At 66.5% G+C, this 15,926-nt stretch carries 12 protein-coding genes; 8 read left to right on the plus strand and 4 right to left on the minus strand.

Annotated elements, in window-relative coordinates; all coding sequences use genetic code 11:
• Positions 1–50 precede the first annotated feature (50 nt).
• Together trhA and AC5P9I_RS02975 are read left to right on the plus strand one after the other, a co-directional pair.
• On the plus strand, positions 51–689 hold the full coding sequence (gene trhA / locus AC5P9I_RS02970) for a PAQR family membrane homeostasis protein TrhA (RefSeq protein WP_049465643.1): 639 nt from the start codon (positions 51–53) through the stop codon (positions 687–689).
• A gap of 81 nt (positions 690–770) precedes the next feature.
• The gene (locus tag AC5P9I_RS02975; RefSeq protein WP_130767843.1) at positions 771–2,744 is read left to right on the plus strand and encodes an AsmA family protein; all 1,974 of its coding nucleotides are present in this window, start codon (positions 771–773) and stop codon (positions 2,742–2,744) included.
• Between the two features lie 484 nt (positions 2,745–3,228).
• Here AC5P9I_RS02975 and AC5P9I_RS02980 read toward each other — a convergent pair whose 3' ends face one another.
• From AC5P9I_RS02980 to mtgA, 3 genes are all read right to left on the minus strand, one after another.
• Positions 3,229–3,660 carry a CBS domain-containing protein gene (locus AC5P9I_RS02980; RefSeq protein ID WP_049469311.1) on the minus strand — a complete coding sequence of 144 codons (432 nt, stop codon included), beginning with the start codon at positions 3,658–3,660 and terminating at the stop codon, positions 3,229–3,231.
• A complete protein-coding gene (locus AC5P9I_RS02985) occupies positions 3,620–4,639 on the minus strand; it encodes a glycosyltransferase family 2 protein (RefSeq protein ID WP_049469308.1) in 1,020 nt (339 codons plus the stop codon). The genes AC5P9I_RS02980 and AC5P9I_RS02985 overlap by 41 nt, the downstream gene beginning before the upstream one ends.
• A gap of 63 nt (positions 4,640–4,702) precedes the next feature.
• Positions 4,703–5,452 carry a monofunctional biosynthetic peptidoglycan transglycosylase gene (mtgA, locus tag AC5P9I_RS02990; protein ID WP_049469305.1) on the minus strand — a complete coding sequence of 250 codons (750 nt, stop codon included), beginning with the start codon at positions 5,450–5,452 and terminating at the stop codon, positions 4,703–4,705.
• A gap of 77 nt (positions 5,453–5,529) precedes the next feature.
• On the opposite strand from mtgA, the gene hslO reads away from it, so the two are divergent.
• The 3 genes from hslO to AC5P9I_RS03005 all read left to right on the plus strand — a co-directional run bounded on the left by hslO (position 5,530) and on the right by AC5P9I_RS03005 (position 10,654).
• Complete coding sequence (gene hslO, locus AC5P9I_RS02995) at positions 5,530–6,423, plus strand: Hsp33 family molecular chaperone HslO (protein ID WP_049469301.1); 894 nt, start codon at positions 5,530–5,532, stop codon at positions 6,421–6,423.
• Positions 6,424–6,539: 116 nt separating this feature from the next.
• Positions 6,540–7,388: an XOO1806 family protein gene (locus tag AC5P9I_RS03000; protein WP_049469298.1), complete on the plus strand. Its 849-nt coding sequence runs from the start codon at positions 6,540–6,542 to the stop codon at positions 7,386–7,388.
• Between the two features lie 383 nt (positions 7,389–7,771).
• Positions 7,772–10,654 (plus strand): TonB-dependent receptor, encoded by a 2,883-nt coding sequence (locus tag AC5P9I_RS03005; protein ID WP_049469294.1) that lies wholly within the window; start codon positions 7,772–7,774, stop codon positions 10,652–10,654.
• A gap of 137 nt (positions 10,655–10,791) precedes the next feature.
• Here AC5P9I_RS03005 and AC5P9I_RS03010 read toward each other — a convergent pair whose 3' ends face one another.
• A complete protein-coding gene (locus tag AC5P9I_RS03010; RefSeq protein WP_005418411.1) occupies positions 10,792–11,394 on the minus strand; it encodes a TetR/AcrR family transcriptional regulator in 603 nt (200 codons plus the stop codon).
• Between the two features lie 152 nt (positions 11,395–11,546).
• On the opposite strand from AC5P9I_RS03010, the gene AC5P9I_RS03015 reads away from it, so the two are divergent.
• From AC5P9I_RS03015 to AC5P9I_RS03025, 3 genes are all read left to right on the plus strand, one after another.
• Positions 11,547–12,464, plus strand: a complete 918-nt coding sequence (locus AC5P9I_RS03015) for an alpha/beta fold hydrolase (protein ID WP_049469290.1) — start codon at positions 11,547–11,549, stop codon at positions 12,462–12,464.
• Entirely contained in the window at positions 12,461–14,938 is a 2,478-nt protein-coding gene (locus AC5P9I_RS03020; RefSeq protein WP_049469287.1) for an acyl-CoA dehydrogenase, read from the plus strand. The genes AC5P9I_RS03015 and AC5P9I_RS03020 overlap by 4 nt, the downstream gene beginning before the upstream one ends.
• Positions 14,939–15,013: 75 nt before the next feature.
• Positions 15,014–15,481 carry a hotdog fold domain-containing protein gene (locus AC5P9I_RS03025; protein ID WP_049469282.1) on the plus strand — a complete coding sequence of 156 codons (468 nt, stop codon included), beginning with the start codon at positions 15,014–15,016 and terminating at the stop codon, positions 15,479–15,481.
• Positions 15,482–15,926: the final 445 nt, after the last annotated feature.

Consider the following 15,926-nt stretch of genomic DNA (forward strand, 5'->3'; position numbering starts at 1 on the left):
GATGATAGGGGGGCGCGGGTCCCCACCTCCCCGCGAACGATGCCTACGCCATGTCCACGACTTCCGTTGCTTCGATCCGCGAAGAAATCGCAAGTGCCTTGACCCACGGCCTGGGTGCCGTGTTCGCGCTGGGTGCCGGCGCGGTCCTGATCACCCTGGCCGCGATCTACGGCGATGGCTGGCAGCTGGCCGGTGCCATCGTGTTCGGCATTGCGCTGCTGCTGCTGTACACCGCCTCGACCCTGTACCACGCCATCCAGCACCCGGTCGCCAAGGGGCGACTCAAGGTGTTCGACCACTGCGCGATCTACGTGCTGATTGCAGGCACCTACACCCCGTTCACCCTGATCGGTCTCCGCGGCCCGTGGGGCTGGGGCCTGTTCGCCGCAATCTGGACCCTGGCCCTGGCCGGTGTGGTGTTCAAGCTGTTCTACACCGGCCGCTTCAAGCGCCTGTCCACGGCCATCTACGTCGCCATGGGCTGGCTGGTGATCGTGGCGGTCAAGCCGATGCTGGCTTCGATCGACGGCTGGACGCTGGGCTGGCTGCTGGCCGGCGGCCTGTCGTACACACTGGGCACCTATTTCTACCATCGCGAATCGATTCCCTATTCGCACGCGATCTGGCACCTGTTCGTGATCGGTGGCAGCGTCTGCCACTTCGTCGCAGTGACCATGCAGGTGCTGTAGACCGGCGTCCGCGCCGCTTGTGCACGCCACGCACATGGACGCTTCGCGCCCCGTCCACGATGAGGGGGCAACCATGGCAGCGTGAATGCTGCCGCCTCCCCTGCTGCACGGCGCTCGCCCCGCTGGCGCCTCCGCCGCCCCGGTCCCCGGGGCCGCCGCTGGCTGACCGTGCTGGTCTTCCTGCTCGCGGCGGTGCTGGTGTTGATCGCGCTATGGGACTGGAACTGGTTCAAGGGCCCGGTTGAACGCGCGGTGCAGGCCCGCACCGGCCGTGCGCTGCAGATCGGGAATCTCGACGTCGACCTCGGCCGCACCAGCACCCTTCGCGCCGATGCGATCACCTTCGCCAATGCCCGCTGGGCAAAGCAGCCGAACATGGCCACGGCCGACCGCGTCGAGATCGACGTGCGGCTCTGGCCACTGCTGCGCGGCCGCGTGGAACTGCCCGAAGTACGCCTGACCCGGCCGGACCTGCTGCTGCAGACTGCCCCGCGCAAGGGTGAGCCCGGCAACTGGGATTTCCTCGGTGACAGCGCTGGAGGGACACCTCCCCAGCTCAAGCGACTGCGCATCGACGACGGTCGTCTGCAGTTCCTCGACGCGCTCGGCCGCACGGATATCCGCGTGGAGGTGCGCAGCGGCCAACCGAAGCAGACCGACGGCGCGCCGCCGCTGCTGGTGCAGGGCAAGGGACGCTGGCAGGGCAACCCGTTCACCCTGCGCGGTGGCACCGAATCCCCGCTGGAGCTGACCGACAGCGACCACCCGTTCCGCATCCACCTTGACGGCCGCGCCGGCGCTACCCACGCCGTCGCCACCGGCACGCTCACCAATCCATTCCAGCTGCGCGTGTTCGACCTGCAGTTCGCGCTGAGCGGGCAGGATCTTGCCGACCTCTACCCGCTGCTCGGCATCGCCATCCCGCCCTCCCCGCCGTATGCGTTGAACGGCCGCCTCAAGCGTGACCACGACACCTGGCGCTACGAGCGGTTCTCCGGCAAGGTCGGCGACAGCGACCTGGGTGGCAATCTGCAGTTCGACGTGGGCGGCGCTCGCCCGCGATTGACCGCCACGCTGGAATCCAGGCGCCTGGACTTCGATGACCTGGCCGGCTTCGTTGGCGCCCCGCCAAAGACCGGCGGTGGCGAAACCGCCAATGCGGAGCAGAAGGCCGAGGCGGCGCGGGTGGCTGCCCGCCCGCGCGTGCTGCCCGATACGCCCTACAACCTCGGCAAGCTGCGGGCGATGGACGCCGACGTGCGGTGGAAGGCCCATCGCATCAACGCTCCGTCGCTGCCGCTGGATGACATGGATGCGCACCTGCTGCTGGATGACGGCCTGCTGCGGCTGGACCCGCTGAACTTCGGCGTCGCCGGCGGCGATATCCGCAGCACGGTCCGCATGGACGCGCGGCAACCGCAGATCAGCACCGCACTGAAGGCCAGCGTGCGCGGCGTGCAGCTGGGCCAGTTGTTCCCCGATGCCAAGCTGGCCGAGCAGGCCAAGGGTGGCATCGGTGGCGAAGTGGACCTGAGCGGCCGTGGCAATTCGATCGCGGCAATGCTCGGCAGCAGCAGCGGCAAGGTCGGCCTGGCGATGGGCCGTGGGCATGTCGGCAACCTCGTGATGGAGCTGGCCGGCCTGGACATCACCGAGTCGCTGAAGTTCCTGGTGACCGGCGACAAGCAGATTCCCCTGCGGTGTGCCTTCGCCGACTTCGGCGTGCGCGACGGCCTGATGACCAGCCAGGCACTGGCGGTGGACACCACCGACACGATCCTCATCGGCGAAGGCACGGTGAGCCTGCGCGACGAGACCCTGGACCTGCTGTTGAAACCGCGCCCGAAGGACAAGAGCATCCTGGTGCTGCGCTCGCCGCTGCACATCGCCGGTACGTTCAAGGACCCGTCGTTCCGCCCGGACTTCAAGGCGCTGGGCATCCGCGGCGCGGTGGCCCTGGCATTGGGCAGCATCGCCCCGCCGGCGGCGTTGCTGGCAACGATCGAGCTGGGGCCGGGCAAGGATGCCGACTGCGGCGGGCAGTATGCGAAGTAGGGTTACAGCGTTGTTCGCGGCGCCTGCATTGATGGTGTCTTGAGGGGGACGGGTGACGCAGGCAGGACACGCCGCAAGTACGTCCCTGTAGGCTCGATGGCGCCATCCATGGCGCCAACGGTCCTGCCTCCGTCACCCGTCCCCCTCCTGACAGTTTCCTGCGCGCGCGGAACGAGAGCGGAAATTCAAAGTCAAAAGAAGAAAGCAAAGTCAAAAGCGGTTGCCAACCAAGGTTGGCGGCTACCAAAGGCGAGGCACCGCGCATGTACGCACCGCGCTCGCGGTGATGTATCCAGAGGCGGAGGGCATGGGCGTGCAGGACCGTTGGCGCCATGGATGGCGCCATCGAGCCTACAGGGACGTACTTGCGGCGTGTCCTGCACGCCCATGCCCTCCGCCTCTCCGACGTATCAGGAAGGCGCTGCTTCTGCTTCTGCACTTGCTGTTGGCGGGCCGGCGGGCCGCAGGCCCGCCAGCGAACACCTCACCCCGCCACGATGTACTGCTGCAGCTGGTCCAGCTCCCGCCGCTGCGCATCGATCACCGACTTCACCAGGTCGCCGATGGAGATCACCCCCAGCACCTGCGCGCCCTCCACCACCGGCAGGTGGCGGATGCGGTAGTCGGTCACCAGCTGCAGGCAGTGCTCCACCTGCTCGCCCGGCGACACCGTCACCACCTGTGCCGTCATGATCTCCGCCACCGCGGTATCCCGCGACGAACGATCGCGCAGCACGATCTTGCGCGCGTAATCACGCTCGGACAGGATCCCGACCAGTTTCGGCCCGTCCATCACCAGCACCGCACCGATGCCTTTTTCCGCCATCAATCGGATCGCATCGATCACCGCCGCTTCCGGCGCGACCGCATGTACTTCAGGAGACTTGCCGTCCAACAGTTGCCGTACCGTGGTCATCTGCCTGCCCTCCGAGGGTGGGTTGCAGGGCCGAGTCTGCCACGGCGGATGCTAGCCAGGCGTCAACCAGGTACAGCGGCCGCTGCTTGGACTCTTCGTACAGCCGCCCCAGGTACTCGCCGATCAGGCCCAGCGCGATCAGCTGCACCCCACCCAGGAACAGGATCACCGCCATCATCGTCGGCCAGCCCGCCACCCGGTCGCCATACAACGCCGCTTTGACGATCACCCACAGGCCGAACAGGAAGGCGACCGCTGCCGTTGCCAGCCCCAGGTAGGTGGCCGCCCGCAGCGGCACGGTGGAGAATCCAGTGATGCCCTCCAGCGCGAAATTCCACAGCCGCCACAGGCTGAATTTGCTGGTGCCGGCCACGCGCGCGTGGCGGTGATAGGGCACGGCGATCCGCTTGAATCCGACCCAGCTGAAAAGCCCTTTCATGAAGCGGTGGCGCTCACGCATGCCACGCAGGGCGCTCAGCGCGCGCGGCGACAGCAGGCGGAAGTCCCCGGTGTCGGCCGGAATCGGTGTACGCGACAGGCGGCCCATCACCCGATAGAACATGGCTGCCGTGGCGCGCTTGATCCAGGCCTCGCCATCGCGGGCCATGCGCGTGCCGTAGACGTTGTCATGGCCCTCGCGCCAGCGGGCGACGAACTGCGGCACCAGCTCCGGCGGGTCCTGGCCGTCGGCATCCAGGATCATCGCCGCGCCTTCGTGCACCAGGTCCAGGCCCGCCGTCAGCGCCGCTTCCTTGCCGAAGTTGCGCGACAGCTTCAGCGCCGATACGCGCGCATCGGCCTGCGCAAGCCCGGCAATTACCTCCCAGGTGCCGTCGTGGCTGCCGTCGTCCACATAGAGGATGTGACCCTCGATGTCGGGCATGCCGTCGAGCACCGCGCACAGCCGCGGATGCAGCAGCGGCAGTGCCAGGGCCTCGTTGTAGGCGGCGATGACGAAGGTGAGCCGTTCGCGGGTCATGCCCGGATTGTACGTTGCCGGCACGCACGCGGCCGGTCGCATGACGATCACGCCGTATGCACCTCAGTCCTCCGACAGGTAGGACGCGCCCCCCAGCTGGCGCGCCTGGCGCTGGATCCAGGCGGCACGCCGCTGCACGTAAGGCCCGGGCGCGGCCGCGTTGTAGCGCCGCGGTGCCGGCAGTACCGCAGCCAGCCGCGCACTCTCGGCCGGGCTCAGCCGGGCCGCGTCCTTGCCCCAGAATTTCTGCGCCGCCGCCTGTGCCCCGTACACGCCATCACCGAACTCGGCGATGTTGGCGTACATCTCCAGGATCCGCTCCTTCGGCCACAGCGCCTCGATCAGCACCGTGTACCAGACTTCCAGGCCCTTGCGTATCCAGCTGCGGCCCTGCCACAGGAACAGGTTCTTGGCCACCTGCTGGCTGATCGTGCTGGCGCCGCGCAGGCGCCCGCCCCTGGCGTTGTGGTCGCGGGCCTTTTCGATGGCCTGCAGGTCGAAGCCGTTGTGGTCGGGGAAGCGCTGGTCCTCGGCGGCCACCAGCGAGATCGGCAGGCTCGGCGCCATCTGGTCGAGGTCGCGCCACTGGTAATGCAGCCGATAGGACCAGTCCGCCTCGCCCAGCGCTTCGCCGTAGCGCCACAGCATCACCGTGGACACCGGCGGGTCGATGAAGCGCAGCACCAGCACCTGCAGGCAGCTGAAAGCAGCCAGGAGCACCGGCAGCCACAGCAGCCGCTTCCAGCGCCAGCGCCGCCGGCGCGGCGCGGTGGCCGCCGCCTCTACCTTGTGCTGCTCTCCCGCTGCCCCCATTACTGGTGCATCCTTCTTCTGTCTGGTTGTCGGCGCATTATCCGGCAACCGCCCCCGTTTACGCGCGATGTGAGCCGATGACCGCCAACCCCGATTCCCTGATCCGCTTCCTGCTCCCCGCCGCCGGCGTCCGCGGCGTGCATGTGCACCTGCAGGCCACCTGGCAGGAAATCCTGTCCCACGCGGCGTACCCGGACGCCGCTGCCGAACTGCTCGGCGAGGCCTGCGTCGCTTCGGCACTGTTCACCGGCCACACCAAGATCGACGGCCGCCTGTCGGTGCAGCTGCGCAGCAGCACCGCGCTGCGCACCCTGTTCGCCGAATGCACCGCCGCTGGCACGCTGCGCGGTATCGCCCAGCTCAGCGAGGGCGCCGACGCGCCGCGTGACCTGTCCAGCCTCGGCGATGACGCCATCCTCGCCATCACCATCGAGAACCCCGGCCTGGACCCGCGTGAGCCGCAGCGTTACCAGAGCCTGGTTGCGCTGGCCGCGCCGGAACTGGACGAGGCCTTCGAAGACTATTTCCGCCAGTCCGAACAGCTGCCGACCCGCCTGCTGCTGGCCGCCGACCGCAACGGCGCCGCCGGCCTGCTGCTGCAGAAGCTGCCGGGCGACGAAGGCGACGAGGACGGCTGGGCGCGTGCCAGCGCCCTGTTCGAAACCCTGGGCAAGGCCGAACTGCTGGCCACCCCGGCCGAAGCGCTGCTGCACCGCCTGTTCCACGAAGAGCGGCCGGAACTGCTGGGCAGCAAGCCCCTGTCCTTCGCCTGCTCCTGCTCGCGCGAGCGGGTGGCCGGCATGCTGCAGTCACTGGGCGAGGAAGAAGCCCGTGCGGCCGCCGAGGACACCGGCGCGGTCGAGGTGCGTTGCGAATTCTGCGGGCGTGAGTATCACTTTCCATTGACGGAGTTCGGCATACTGTTCCACGGCGCCCAGGGGGCTGTACCGGCGCCTGAACGGCTTCAATGAACGGCAGTCTTGTACCTGGGGAGGATCAAGGCTTGTTAAGAATTCATAAACACCCTAGGATCAAGTTCCCGTCCCCACGGGAACTTCCGTTGTCTGTCCCTGTCTGAACTGGTCCGATGCGTACCTTCCTGCGTCTACCGCTGGCCCTGCTGATCGCCCTTGGCGCGATCACGGGCGCGCATGCGCAGAGCAAGGACACCCGCACCGTGCTGCCGGTATGGAACAAGGGCAGCGGCAAGGTGGAGGCGCTGCTGTACCTGGAGCCGACCGGCGAACAGGCGGCCGGCGCCCGCTGGCATTTCGGCCGCAACTCCCTGGACGCGGCCTTTGGCCTGTCGTCCGGCGATTCGCTGGGCCTGCTCTGCAACAGCAGCAGCGGCACCAGCATCAGCGGACTGGCCAGCCACTGCATGCTGGCCAGCCTGGGCGACGACGATGACCTCAACAGCCGCCGCTTCACCGGCACCGCGGCACTGAACCGTGGCAGCAGCCGTCTGGGCATCACCGCCGGCACCGGCCGTGAAACCCTGCCGGCCTGGTTGTCGGGCCCGAACAAGACGCCGTCCCTGCGTGCCGAGCAGAACGATCTGACCGTGTTCGCGCAGAAGAACATCGGTCGCGAAGGCTTCGTGTCCATCGCCGGCACCTATGCCAAGGCCCGCCTGGTCCCGCTGGCCGACGCCTCGCCGGCCCTCGTCGATCGCTGGGACAGCAAGAGCCTGAGCCTCGGTGCCGGTTACGGCAATTTCACCGGCAGCATCATCGGCCGCGTGGTCGACGTCCCGGGCAAGCCCGGCAAGTGGGAAGGCCTGGGCATCGGCCTGACCTGGCGGACCCCGTGGTCGGGCCAGCTCACCGTCGGCGCCGAGAACGTGATCAGCCGCGGCAAGAACCCGTTCTCCCCGCGCAATGAAAGCAACGACGACGGCACCGTGCCGTATGTCCGTTACGAACAGGATCTCTGATCCCCGCAGTCACGCTGTGCAGCGACAGACCCGAGGGCGCCGAAAGGCGCCCTTTGCATGTGCGTGCCGGACGCACAAAGACGCGTTCGCAATGGTCGCTGGGAAATGAAACACAACGCGCCGAAATACTCGGATACATAACAACGGAAACTTTTTTCATCATTCCTCGTTAACAAACGAGGCATGACGAATTGACCCTGCCAGCAACTCTTTGACTGGGTTGGGAAAAGTTGATTTTTACCAGAATCACAGTCTGGATTAACACAGCTTTAATTCTTGGCGAACGCCCGTTACTATCGGGTCAGCCTCGCGATTTGGGAGCGCTTTTTCGCTCCCCCGCCGGGCATTAACCCCAGCCAAGATTTCTTGGAGAGAGAGAGCCAATGAAACTCAAGTCCAGCCAGCTGCGTGACGCAGTTGTGATCGCGCTTGTTGCCGGTGCCACCACCGCAACGGCCCACGCCCAGGAAGCCACCAACCTCGACCGTATCGAGGTCACCGGTTCGCGCATCCGCCAGGTCGATACCGAAACGGCACAGCCGGTGTTGAGCCTGAGCCGCGCCACCATCGAAAAGAGCGGCTTCAAGACGGTCGCTGATGTGCTGCAGAACATTTCTGCCGCCGGCAGCCCGGCCATCAGCCGTTCCGAACCGCTGTCCTCCGGTGAAATGGTCGGCGGCTACTACATCGACCTGCGCAACCTGGGTGCACAGCGCACCCTGATCCTGGTCGATGGCAAGCGCCTCGGCGCCAGCGTCAGCGGCTATCAGGACGTGTCGCAGATCCCGTCGGCCATCGTCGAGCGCATCGACGTGCTGAAGGACGGCGCTTCCTCGGTGTACGGTTCCGACGCCATGGCCGGCGTGATCAACATCATCACCCGCAAGAACTTCGAAGGCCTGGAAGTCAACGCCTACACCGGGCAGTACAGTGAAGGCGACGGCCAGAAGCAGAGCGCCGATTTCGTGGCCGGCTTCACCGGCGATCGCGGCTCGATCACCATCGGTGCCGAGTACTCCAACGAAAAGGCGGTGTGGGCCAAGGACCGCTGGTTCTCCGAATCGTCGCGCACCAATCGCCATCCGACCGCCGGCTGGACCTCGGTCAGCCAATGGGGCTCGGTGTACGACCCGACCGATCCGGACGCACCGTCGCTCACCCTCAATCGCGGCGGCAATCCGTACAACGCGGCGGACTTCCACGAAACCGACCTGACCCCGATCACCGGTGACGTGAGCAACTCCAACCAGCAGATGCAGCTGCTGACCCCCACCAAGCGTCGCAGCGTATTCGCCAACCTGCAGTACGACCTCACCGACAATGTCCGTTTCAGCGGTGACCTGCTGTACACCCGCCGCGAATCGGAAGCGCAGGTGGCCGGTTACCCGCTGCAGTCCGAAGCGTACGCCAACCTCGGTTCCATCTGGTCGGCCAACAGCTACTACAACCCGTTCGGCCAGGACATGGCGTATGTCCGCCGTGGCTGGGAAGTGCCGCGCGTGTCCAACAACAAGCTGACGACGTTCCGCTTCAGCGGCGCGCTGCAGGGCTCGTTCCAGTTCAAGGACAAGTACTTCGACTGGGAAGCCGGCTACCTCTACCAGAACTCCGAAAACAACCAGAGCCAGACCGGCAACTACAACGTCCTGGCGGCCAACGCCGCCACCGGGGCCTCGTTCTACAACCCGGCAACCGGCCGCGTGGAGTGCGGAACCGCTGCGGGCCTGGCTGCGGGCACCAACCCGGCCTACGGCCCCGGCGCCGGCGGCTGCATTCCGTGGAACCCGGCCATTCCGTTCGGCCGCACCGGTGATGGCGGCTTGACCGGCAATCCGGACCTGCAGCAGTTCCTGTTCCCGACGACGCACAACGTCGGCGAAACCACGATGACGTCCTACTACGCCAACATCGCGGGCAGCATCCTGACCCTGCCGGCAGGCGACCTGGGCTTCGCATTGGGTTACGAGTACCGCGAAGAGAAGGGCAACTTCAATCCGGACGCGCTGTCGCAGTCGGGTTACTCCACCGACCTGGCGGCTGGCCCGACCGGCGGCAAGTACGACGTCAATGAAGTGTACCTGGAGCTGAACGTACCGATCCTGGCCGACCTGCCCGGTGCCAAGGAACTGAGCCTGAGCGCAGCCACCCGCTTCTCCGACTTCAGCACCTTCGGCAACACGACCAACAGCAAGTTCGGCCTGAAGTGGCGCCCGATCGATCAGCTGCTGGTCCGCGCGACCTACTCCGAGGGCTTCCGCGCGCCGACCATCGCCGACCTGTACGGCGGCAGCTCGCAGTCCTTCGAGTACTTCACCGATCCGTGCGATACCTCGTTCGGTCTGGCCGCAACCGATGCCGCCACGGCCCAGCGATGCGCTGCCGCCCTGGGTGCACTGGCCCCGAACTTCCGCCAGCTGAAGCAGGGTTACGTCCCGGCGGAAGGCCCGGATGAGCAGAGCCCGGTGCCGTTCACCTCCGGCTCCAATCCGAACCTGACTCCGGAAACGTCCAAGTCCAAGACCGTTGGCCTGGTCTGGAGCCCGACCTTCGCCCCGGGCCTGAACCTGAGCCTGGACTGGTTCAACATCAAGATCGAGAACACGATCGTTTCCGATACCCCGACGGATCAGCTGAACGACTGCTACGTTCTGGGCATTGCTGAGCGCTGCAGCACCTTCACCCGTGACGCCACGCTCGGCTACGTCAACAACCTGACCTACGGCAGCCGCAACGCCGGCTTCATCGAAACCGAAGGCTTCGACTTCGATGCAAGCTACCGCTATGCGACCGACACCTGGGGCAGCTTCAACTTCAACCTGCAGAACACCTACGTCACCAAGAACGTCCTGAAGACGGCCAATGATGACTCCCCGGTGCAGATCTACAATGGCTTCGGCAGCAACTTCCGCCTGCGTTCGAACCTGACCGTTGGCTGGGAATTCGGCGACTTCGGCATCACCTGGGGCACCCGCTACTTCTCCAGCGTGAAGGAGCGTTGCTACTACGCCACCGAGTGCTCGCTGCCTGACTACGGCTCGCCGGATCCGGCCCGCAACCAGGCGCAGAACAAGCGCGGCGCCACCACCTTCCACGACGTCCAGGTCTCCTGGAACGCGCCGTGGAATGCGACCATCGCGGTCGGTGCACGCAATGTGTTCGACCACTACGGCCCGCAGATGTACTCGGCGCCGAACTCGCAGTACTCCTACTACGGCGGCTACGACATCGGTCGCCTGATCTACATGCAGTACAAGCAGAAGTTCTGATCGGTACTCCGATCAGCTGATGCCGCAACGGCCCCGCACGGGGCCGTTGTTCGTTATGCCGCCTGGAAAGGGGCTGCGCCGCCTGAAAAAAAACCGCGGCATCGCCGCGGTCCTTGTTCACGCTGATCCCGGGGCGCTCATCCGTTCGGAATCAGCGTCTCGATCAGATGCTCGACGTACGCTTCGAAGTCCTCGCGCGCCTGCTTGGGCTGCTGCAGCTGCAGCGACAACTGCAGGAAGCCGACGTAGGCGGCATAGGCCAGGCGCGCGCGATGGCGTGCATCGGTCGAGCTGAGGCCGGCCTGTCGGAACGAGGCGACCAGATAGTCGAGGCGACGCTGCGAGACCCGGTCGATCACCGGCCGCACCATCGGGTGGTCCAGCGCCTTCAGCAATTCGCTGTAGATGATGTGCGGCTGCACTTCATGCGCCACCATCTGGAACAGCTGGCGCAGGCGCACGCGCGGATCCGGCACGTCTTCCAGGCTGCCGAATACCTGTTCCTGTTCAAACAGTTCCCAGCGTTCCAGTGCCGCCTGCAGCAATGCGTCGCGGGAGGGGAAATGCCAGTAGAAACTGCCCTTGGTGACACCCAGTCGCCGAGCCAGGGGCTCCACCGCGACGGCGCCGACACCTTGTTCAGCAATCAGATCGAGGGCCGCCTGGGCCCAGTCTTCGGCACTCAGGCGGCTGTTGCGGCCGGCGCGCGGTTCGCCAGCGGAAGCGTCAGGTTGATTCATGGACTGATTTAACCATACGCCGGGGTTCGTTGCAGTACGCGGTTGCGGTCGAAACCGTCACAGGGTCCCGTGAGCCCCTCTCCAGGCACCTTCCGCAGCGCACCATACCATGCAGTATTGACATCCCTCGGAAGCGATCCATACTAGCAAGTATGGTTACGTCCCCAACTTCCGCTGCGTTTCATGACCTGCGCCTGGACGCCGCCCATGGCGCTCGCCTGGCGGCGACCGTAAGCGACCATGGCCGGCGCGGTCGGGTGCTGTTCGCGCATGGCTTCGGCCAGACCCGCCACGCCTGGAATGCCACCGCCCGCGCACTGAGCGCGGCCGGCCTGCAGACGCTGGCCTACGACGCGCGCGGCCATGGCGATTCCGACTGGAATAGCGCCGACCTGCCCTATCACGGCGAACAGTTCGCCGACGACCTGATCGTGCTGGCCGGTGAACAGCCGCGCCCGCCGGTACTGGTTGCCGCCTCGATGGGCGGGCTGTTCGGGCTGCTGGCCGAGTCGCGCTGGCCGGGGCTGTTCTCGGCGATGGTGCTGGTCGACATCACCCCGCGCTGGGATACCGCCGGTGTCGAGCGCATCCTCGCCTTCATGACCGCCCATCCCGACGGCTTCGCCTCGCTGACCCAGGCCGCCGACGTGATCTCGGCCTACATGCCGCACCGTCCGCGCAAATCCGAGCAGTCGCTGCGCGCACTGCTGCGCGAGGACGGCCACGGCCGCTGGCGTTGGCACTGGGACCCGCGCCTGGTGGCCGAACTGGCCCGCGACAGCGAGCAGCACCAGGATGCACTGGCCGAGGCCGCACGCCAGGTGAAGTGCCCGCTGCTGCTGGTCAGCGGCGGCCGAAGCGACCTGGTCACGCCACAGACCGTGGCCGAATTCCTGGCGTTGGCGCCGCACGCGCGTCATGTACAGCTGCCGCAGGCCACGCACATGGTCGCCGGCGATGACAACGACGCCTTTACCGCTACTGTGTTGGACTATCTGGACGTGTTGCCCGCAGCGGATGCTGCAGCTTCGTCCGCCACAAACGAGCACGTCACCGGAGCACGCTCATGAGCATCGTTCTTCCCTTCCTCGCCCTGCTGCTGGCAGGCGCGTTCGTCGCCTACCACCGCATGCGGCTGGTTACCTGGACGCTGATCAGCGTGGCCCTGCTGGTCGCCTGCTGGTTCATTCCCTACGTCAACCAGACCGCCACGATCGTGGCTGCCGCCGTACTGGCCGTCATCGCCGTGCCGCTGCTGCTGCCGTTCATCCGCAAGCCGCTGCTGACCGGCCCGATGATGAAGGTGTTCCGCAAGGTGCTGCCGCCGCTGTCGCAGACCGAGCGCATCGCGCTGGAAACCGGTTCGGTCGGTTTCGAGGGCGAACTGTTCACCGGTGATCCGGACTGGAACATCCTGCTCAACTACCCCAAGCCGCAGCTGACCGCCGAAGAGCAGGCTTTCCTCGATGGCCCGGTGGAAGAGCTGTGCGCGATGGTCAACGACTGGGAAATCACCCACGTCCATGCCGACCTGCCGCCGGAGCTGTGGGTCTTCATCAAGAAGAACAAGTTCTTCGGCATGATCATCCCGAAGGAATACGGTGGCCTGGGCTTCTCCGCGCTGGCCCACCACAAGGTGATCCAGAAGCTGGCCTCGGTGTCCTCGGTGGTCAGCTCCACCGTCGGCGTGCCCAACTCGCTGGGCCCGGGTGAACTGCTGGTGCATTACGGCACCCAGGAACAGAAGGACCAGTACCTGCCGCGCCTGGCCGATGGCCGTGAAGTGCCCTGCTTCGGCCTGACCGGTCCGTTTGCCGGCTCCGATGCCACCTCGATTCCGGACTACGGCATTGTCTGCAGGGGCGAGTGGAACGGCGAGCAGGTGCTCGGCGTCAAGCTGACCTTCGACAAGCGCTACATCACCCTGGCCCCGGTGGCTTCGCTGATCGGCCTGGCCTTCCGCATGTATGACCCGGATGGCCTGATCGGCGACACCCGCGACATCGGCATCACCCTGGGCCTGCTGCCGCGCGACACCGCCGGCGTCGAGATCGGCCGTCGCCACTTCCCGCTGAACTCGACGTTCCAGAACGGCCCGATCCGCGGCAAGGACGTGTTCATTCCGCTGACCCAGCTGATCGGTGGCGCGGCCATGGCCGGCAAGGGCTGGAACATGCTCAACGAGTGCCTGGCCGTGGGCCGCTCGATCACCCTGCCGTCCACCGCCAGTGGTGGTGCCAAGGCCGGTGCTGCGGTCACCGGCGCCTATGCCCGCATCCGCAAGCAGTTCGGCCTGTCGGTCGGCCGCTTCGAGGGCGTCGAGGAAGCACTGGCCCGCATCGGCGGCAAGGCCTACAAGATCAGCGCACTGTCGCAGGCCACCGCTGCCGCGGTCGACCGTGGCGACGTGCCGTCGGTGCCGTCGGCGATCGCCAAGTACCACTGCACCACCATGAGCCGCGAAGTGATCTCGGACATGATGGACGTGATCGGCGGCAAGGGCATCATCCTGGGGCCGCGCAACTTCGCCGGCCGCAGCTGGCAGGCCGCGCCGATCGCGATCACCGTGGAAGGCGCCAACATCATGACCCGCAGCCTGCTGATCTTCGGCCAGGGTGCGATCCTCTGCCACCCGTGGGTGCTGAAGGAAATGAAGGCCGCGCAGGATCCGGATACCCGCGCCGGCCTGCAGGAGTTCGACCGCAGCCTGTTCGGCCACATCCGCTTCGGCATCTCCAATGCCGTGCGTTCGTTCTGGTTCGGCCTGACCGGCGCGCGCTTCGGTGCCGCCCCGGGCGACGCCTACACCCGCCGCTACTTCCGCAAGCTCGATCGCTACTCGGCCAACCTGGCGCTGATGGCCGACATCTCGATGATGACCCTGGGCGGCAAGCTGAAGTTCAAGGAATCGCTGTCCGGCCGCCTGGGCGATGTGCTGAGCCACGTCTACATGACCAGCGCGATGCTCAAGCGCTACCACGACGAAGGCGCACCGCAGGCCGACCAGCCGCTGCTGGCCTGGGCCTTCCATGACAGCGTGCACAAGATCGAAGAGTCGCTGTCGGCCGCGCTGCGCAACTTCCCGATCCGGCCGATCGGCTGGCTGATGTGGGCGCTGATCTTCCCGCTGGGCCGTCGTGCCGAGGCTCCGGGCGACCGCCTGAGCCGCCGCGTCGCCGCCCTGCTGATGGCGCCGAACGAAGCCCGCGACCGCCTGGCCAGTGGCGTGTTCCTGACCCCCTGCGAGAACAACCCGGGTGGCCGCATCAACAGCTACCTGAGCAAGGCGATCATGGCCGAGCCGGTGGAGCGCAAGTTCCTGAAGGCGCTGAAGAGCAAGGGCATCGAGGCGCTGGACTTCAAGGCACAACTGGACGAGGCCGTGGCCGAGGGCGTGATCACCCAGGACGAGCGCAGCCTGCTGGAAGAGCTGCGCACGCTGACCCTGGACACCATCACCGTGGACGACTTCGACACCCACGAACTGCGCGCGGCCAGCTACTACGACCGCCAGCACAAGGATCCGCATTCGCAGGCCGCCTGATCGCCCGCGACACGCGTTGCCTCGACGGCGGGCCTCGGCCCGCCGTCGCTTTATCCGCCGACCGGAATACCCACCATGTCCACGCCCCTGGTCTCGCTCTACAACCGCCTGCAGCGCTGGCCTGCCGGCAACTGGCTGTTCTCGCGCGCGGTGTGTTTCAAGGCGCCCTACTTCGCCAGCATCGCGCCACGCATCACCCGCCTGGAACACGGCCGCTGCGAAGGCACGCTGGCCGACCGCCGCAGGGTGCGCAACCACATCGGCACGGTGCACGCGATCGCGATGTGCAACCTGGCCGAACTGACCGCCGGGTTGATGGTCGATGCATCGCTGCCGAAGGGGATGCGCTGGATTCCGAAGGGAATGCAGGTGCAGTACCTGGCCAAGGCACGGGGCACGCTGCAGGCGGTGGCGTTGCCGGCGCAGCCGATTGTCGTTGCGGCCGAGGGGTATGCGCTGCCGGTGACGGTCAGCGTGCGCGACCGCGCAGGGACGGAGGTGTTCAGCGCGGTCATCGACATGTGGATGTCGCCGGCGAAGTAGTGTTCCCGCGAACGGCGCAGCCCCTCGTGGGTAGACGGTTGATCGCGGAAAGCCCTGGCTGGGCTGGGGACGGTGGGTTCGCGGGGGACGCCGTGAACCCATCCCTGGGGGCTTGGCCGCGGCATCCATGCCGCGGACACCCCCGCGAACCCACCGCCCCCAGCCTCGGACGGATCTCTGCGGCGCCCACCCACGCAAGAGAAAAAAGAAGAGCAGAAGCAACAGCAAAAGCGGCCCACCGGCCGCTTTTTGCTGTTGCTGTTGCTGTTGATCTTCTTTTTCTTCTCCGTGGGCTGGCCGCGCCCTGAAACTGTCAGGGGTGTGGCGGGTGGGCCGGGGGCGTTGGCGCCATGGATGGCGCCATCGAGCTTACATGGACGTACTTGCAGCGTCCCCTGCACGGCCCACCCGCCACACCCAACACATGGCCCGCTCCACGCGACCA

The sequence above is a fragment of the Stenotrophomonas sp. YJH_SMC_29 genome (assembly GCF_059371235.1).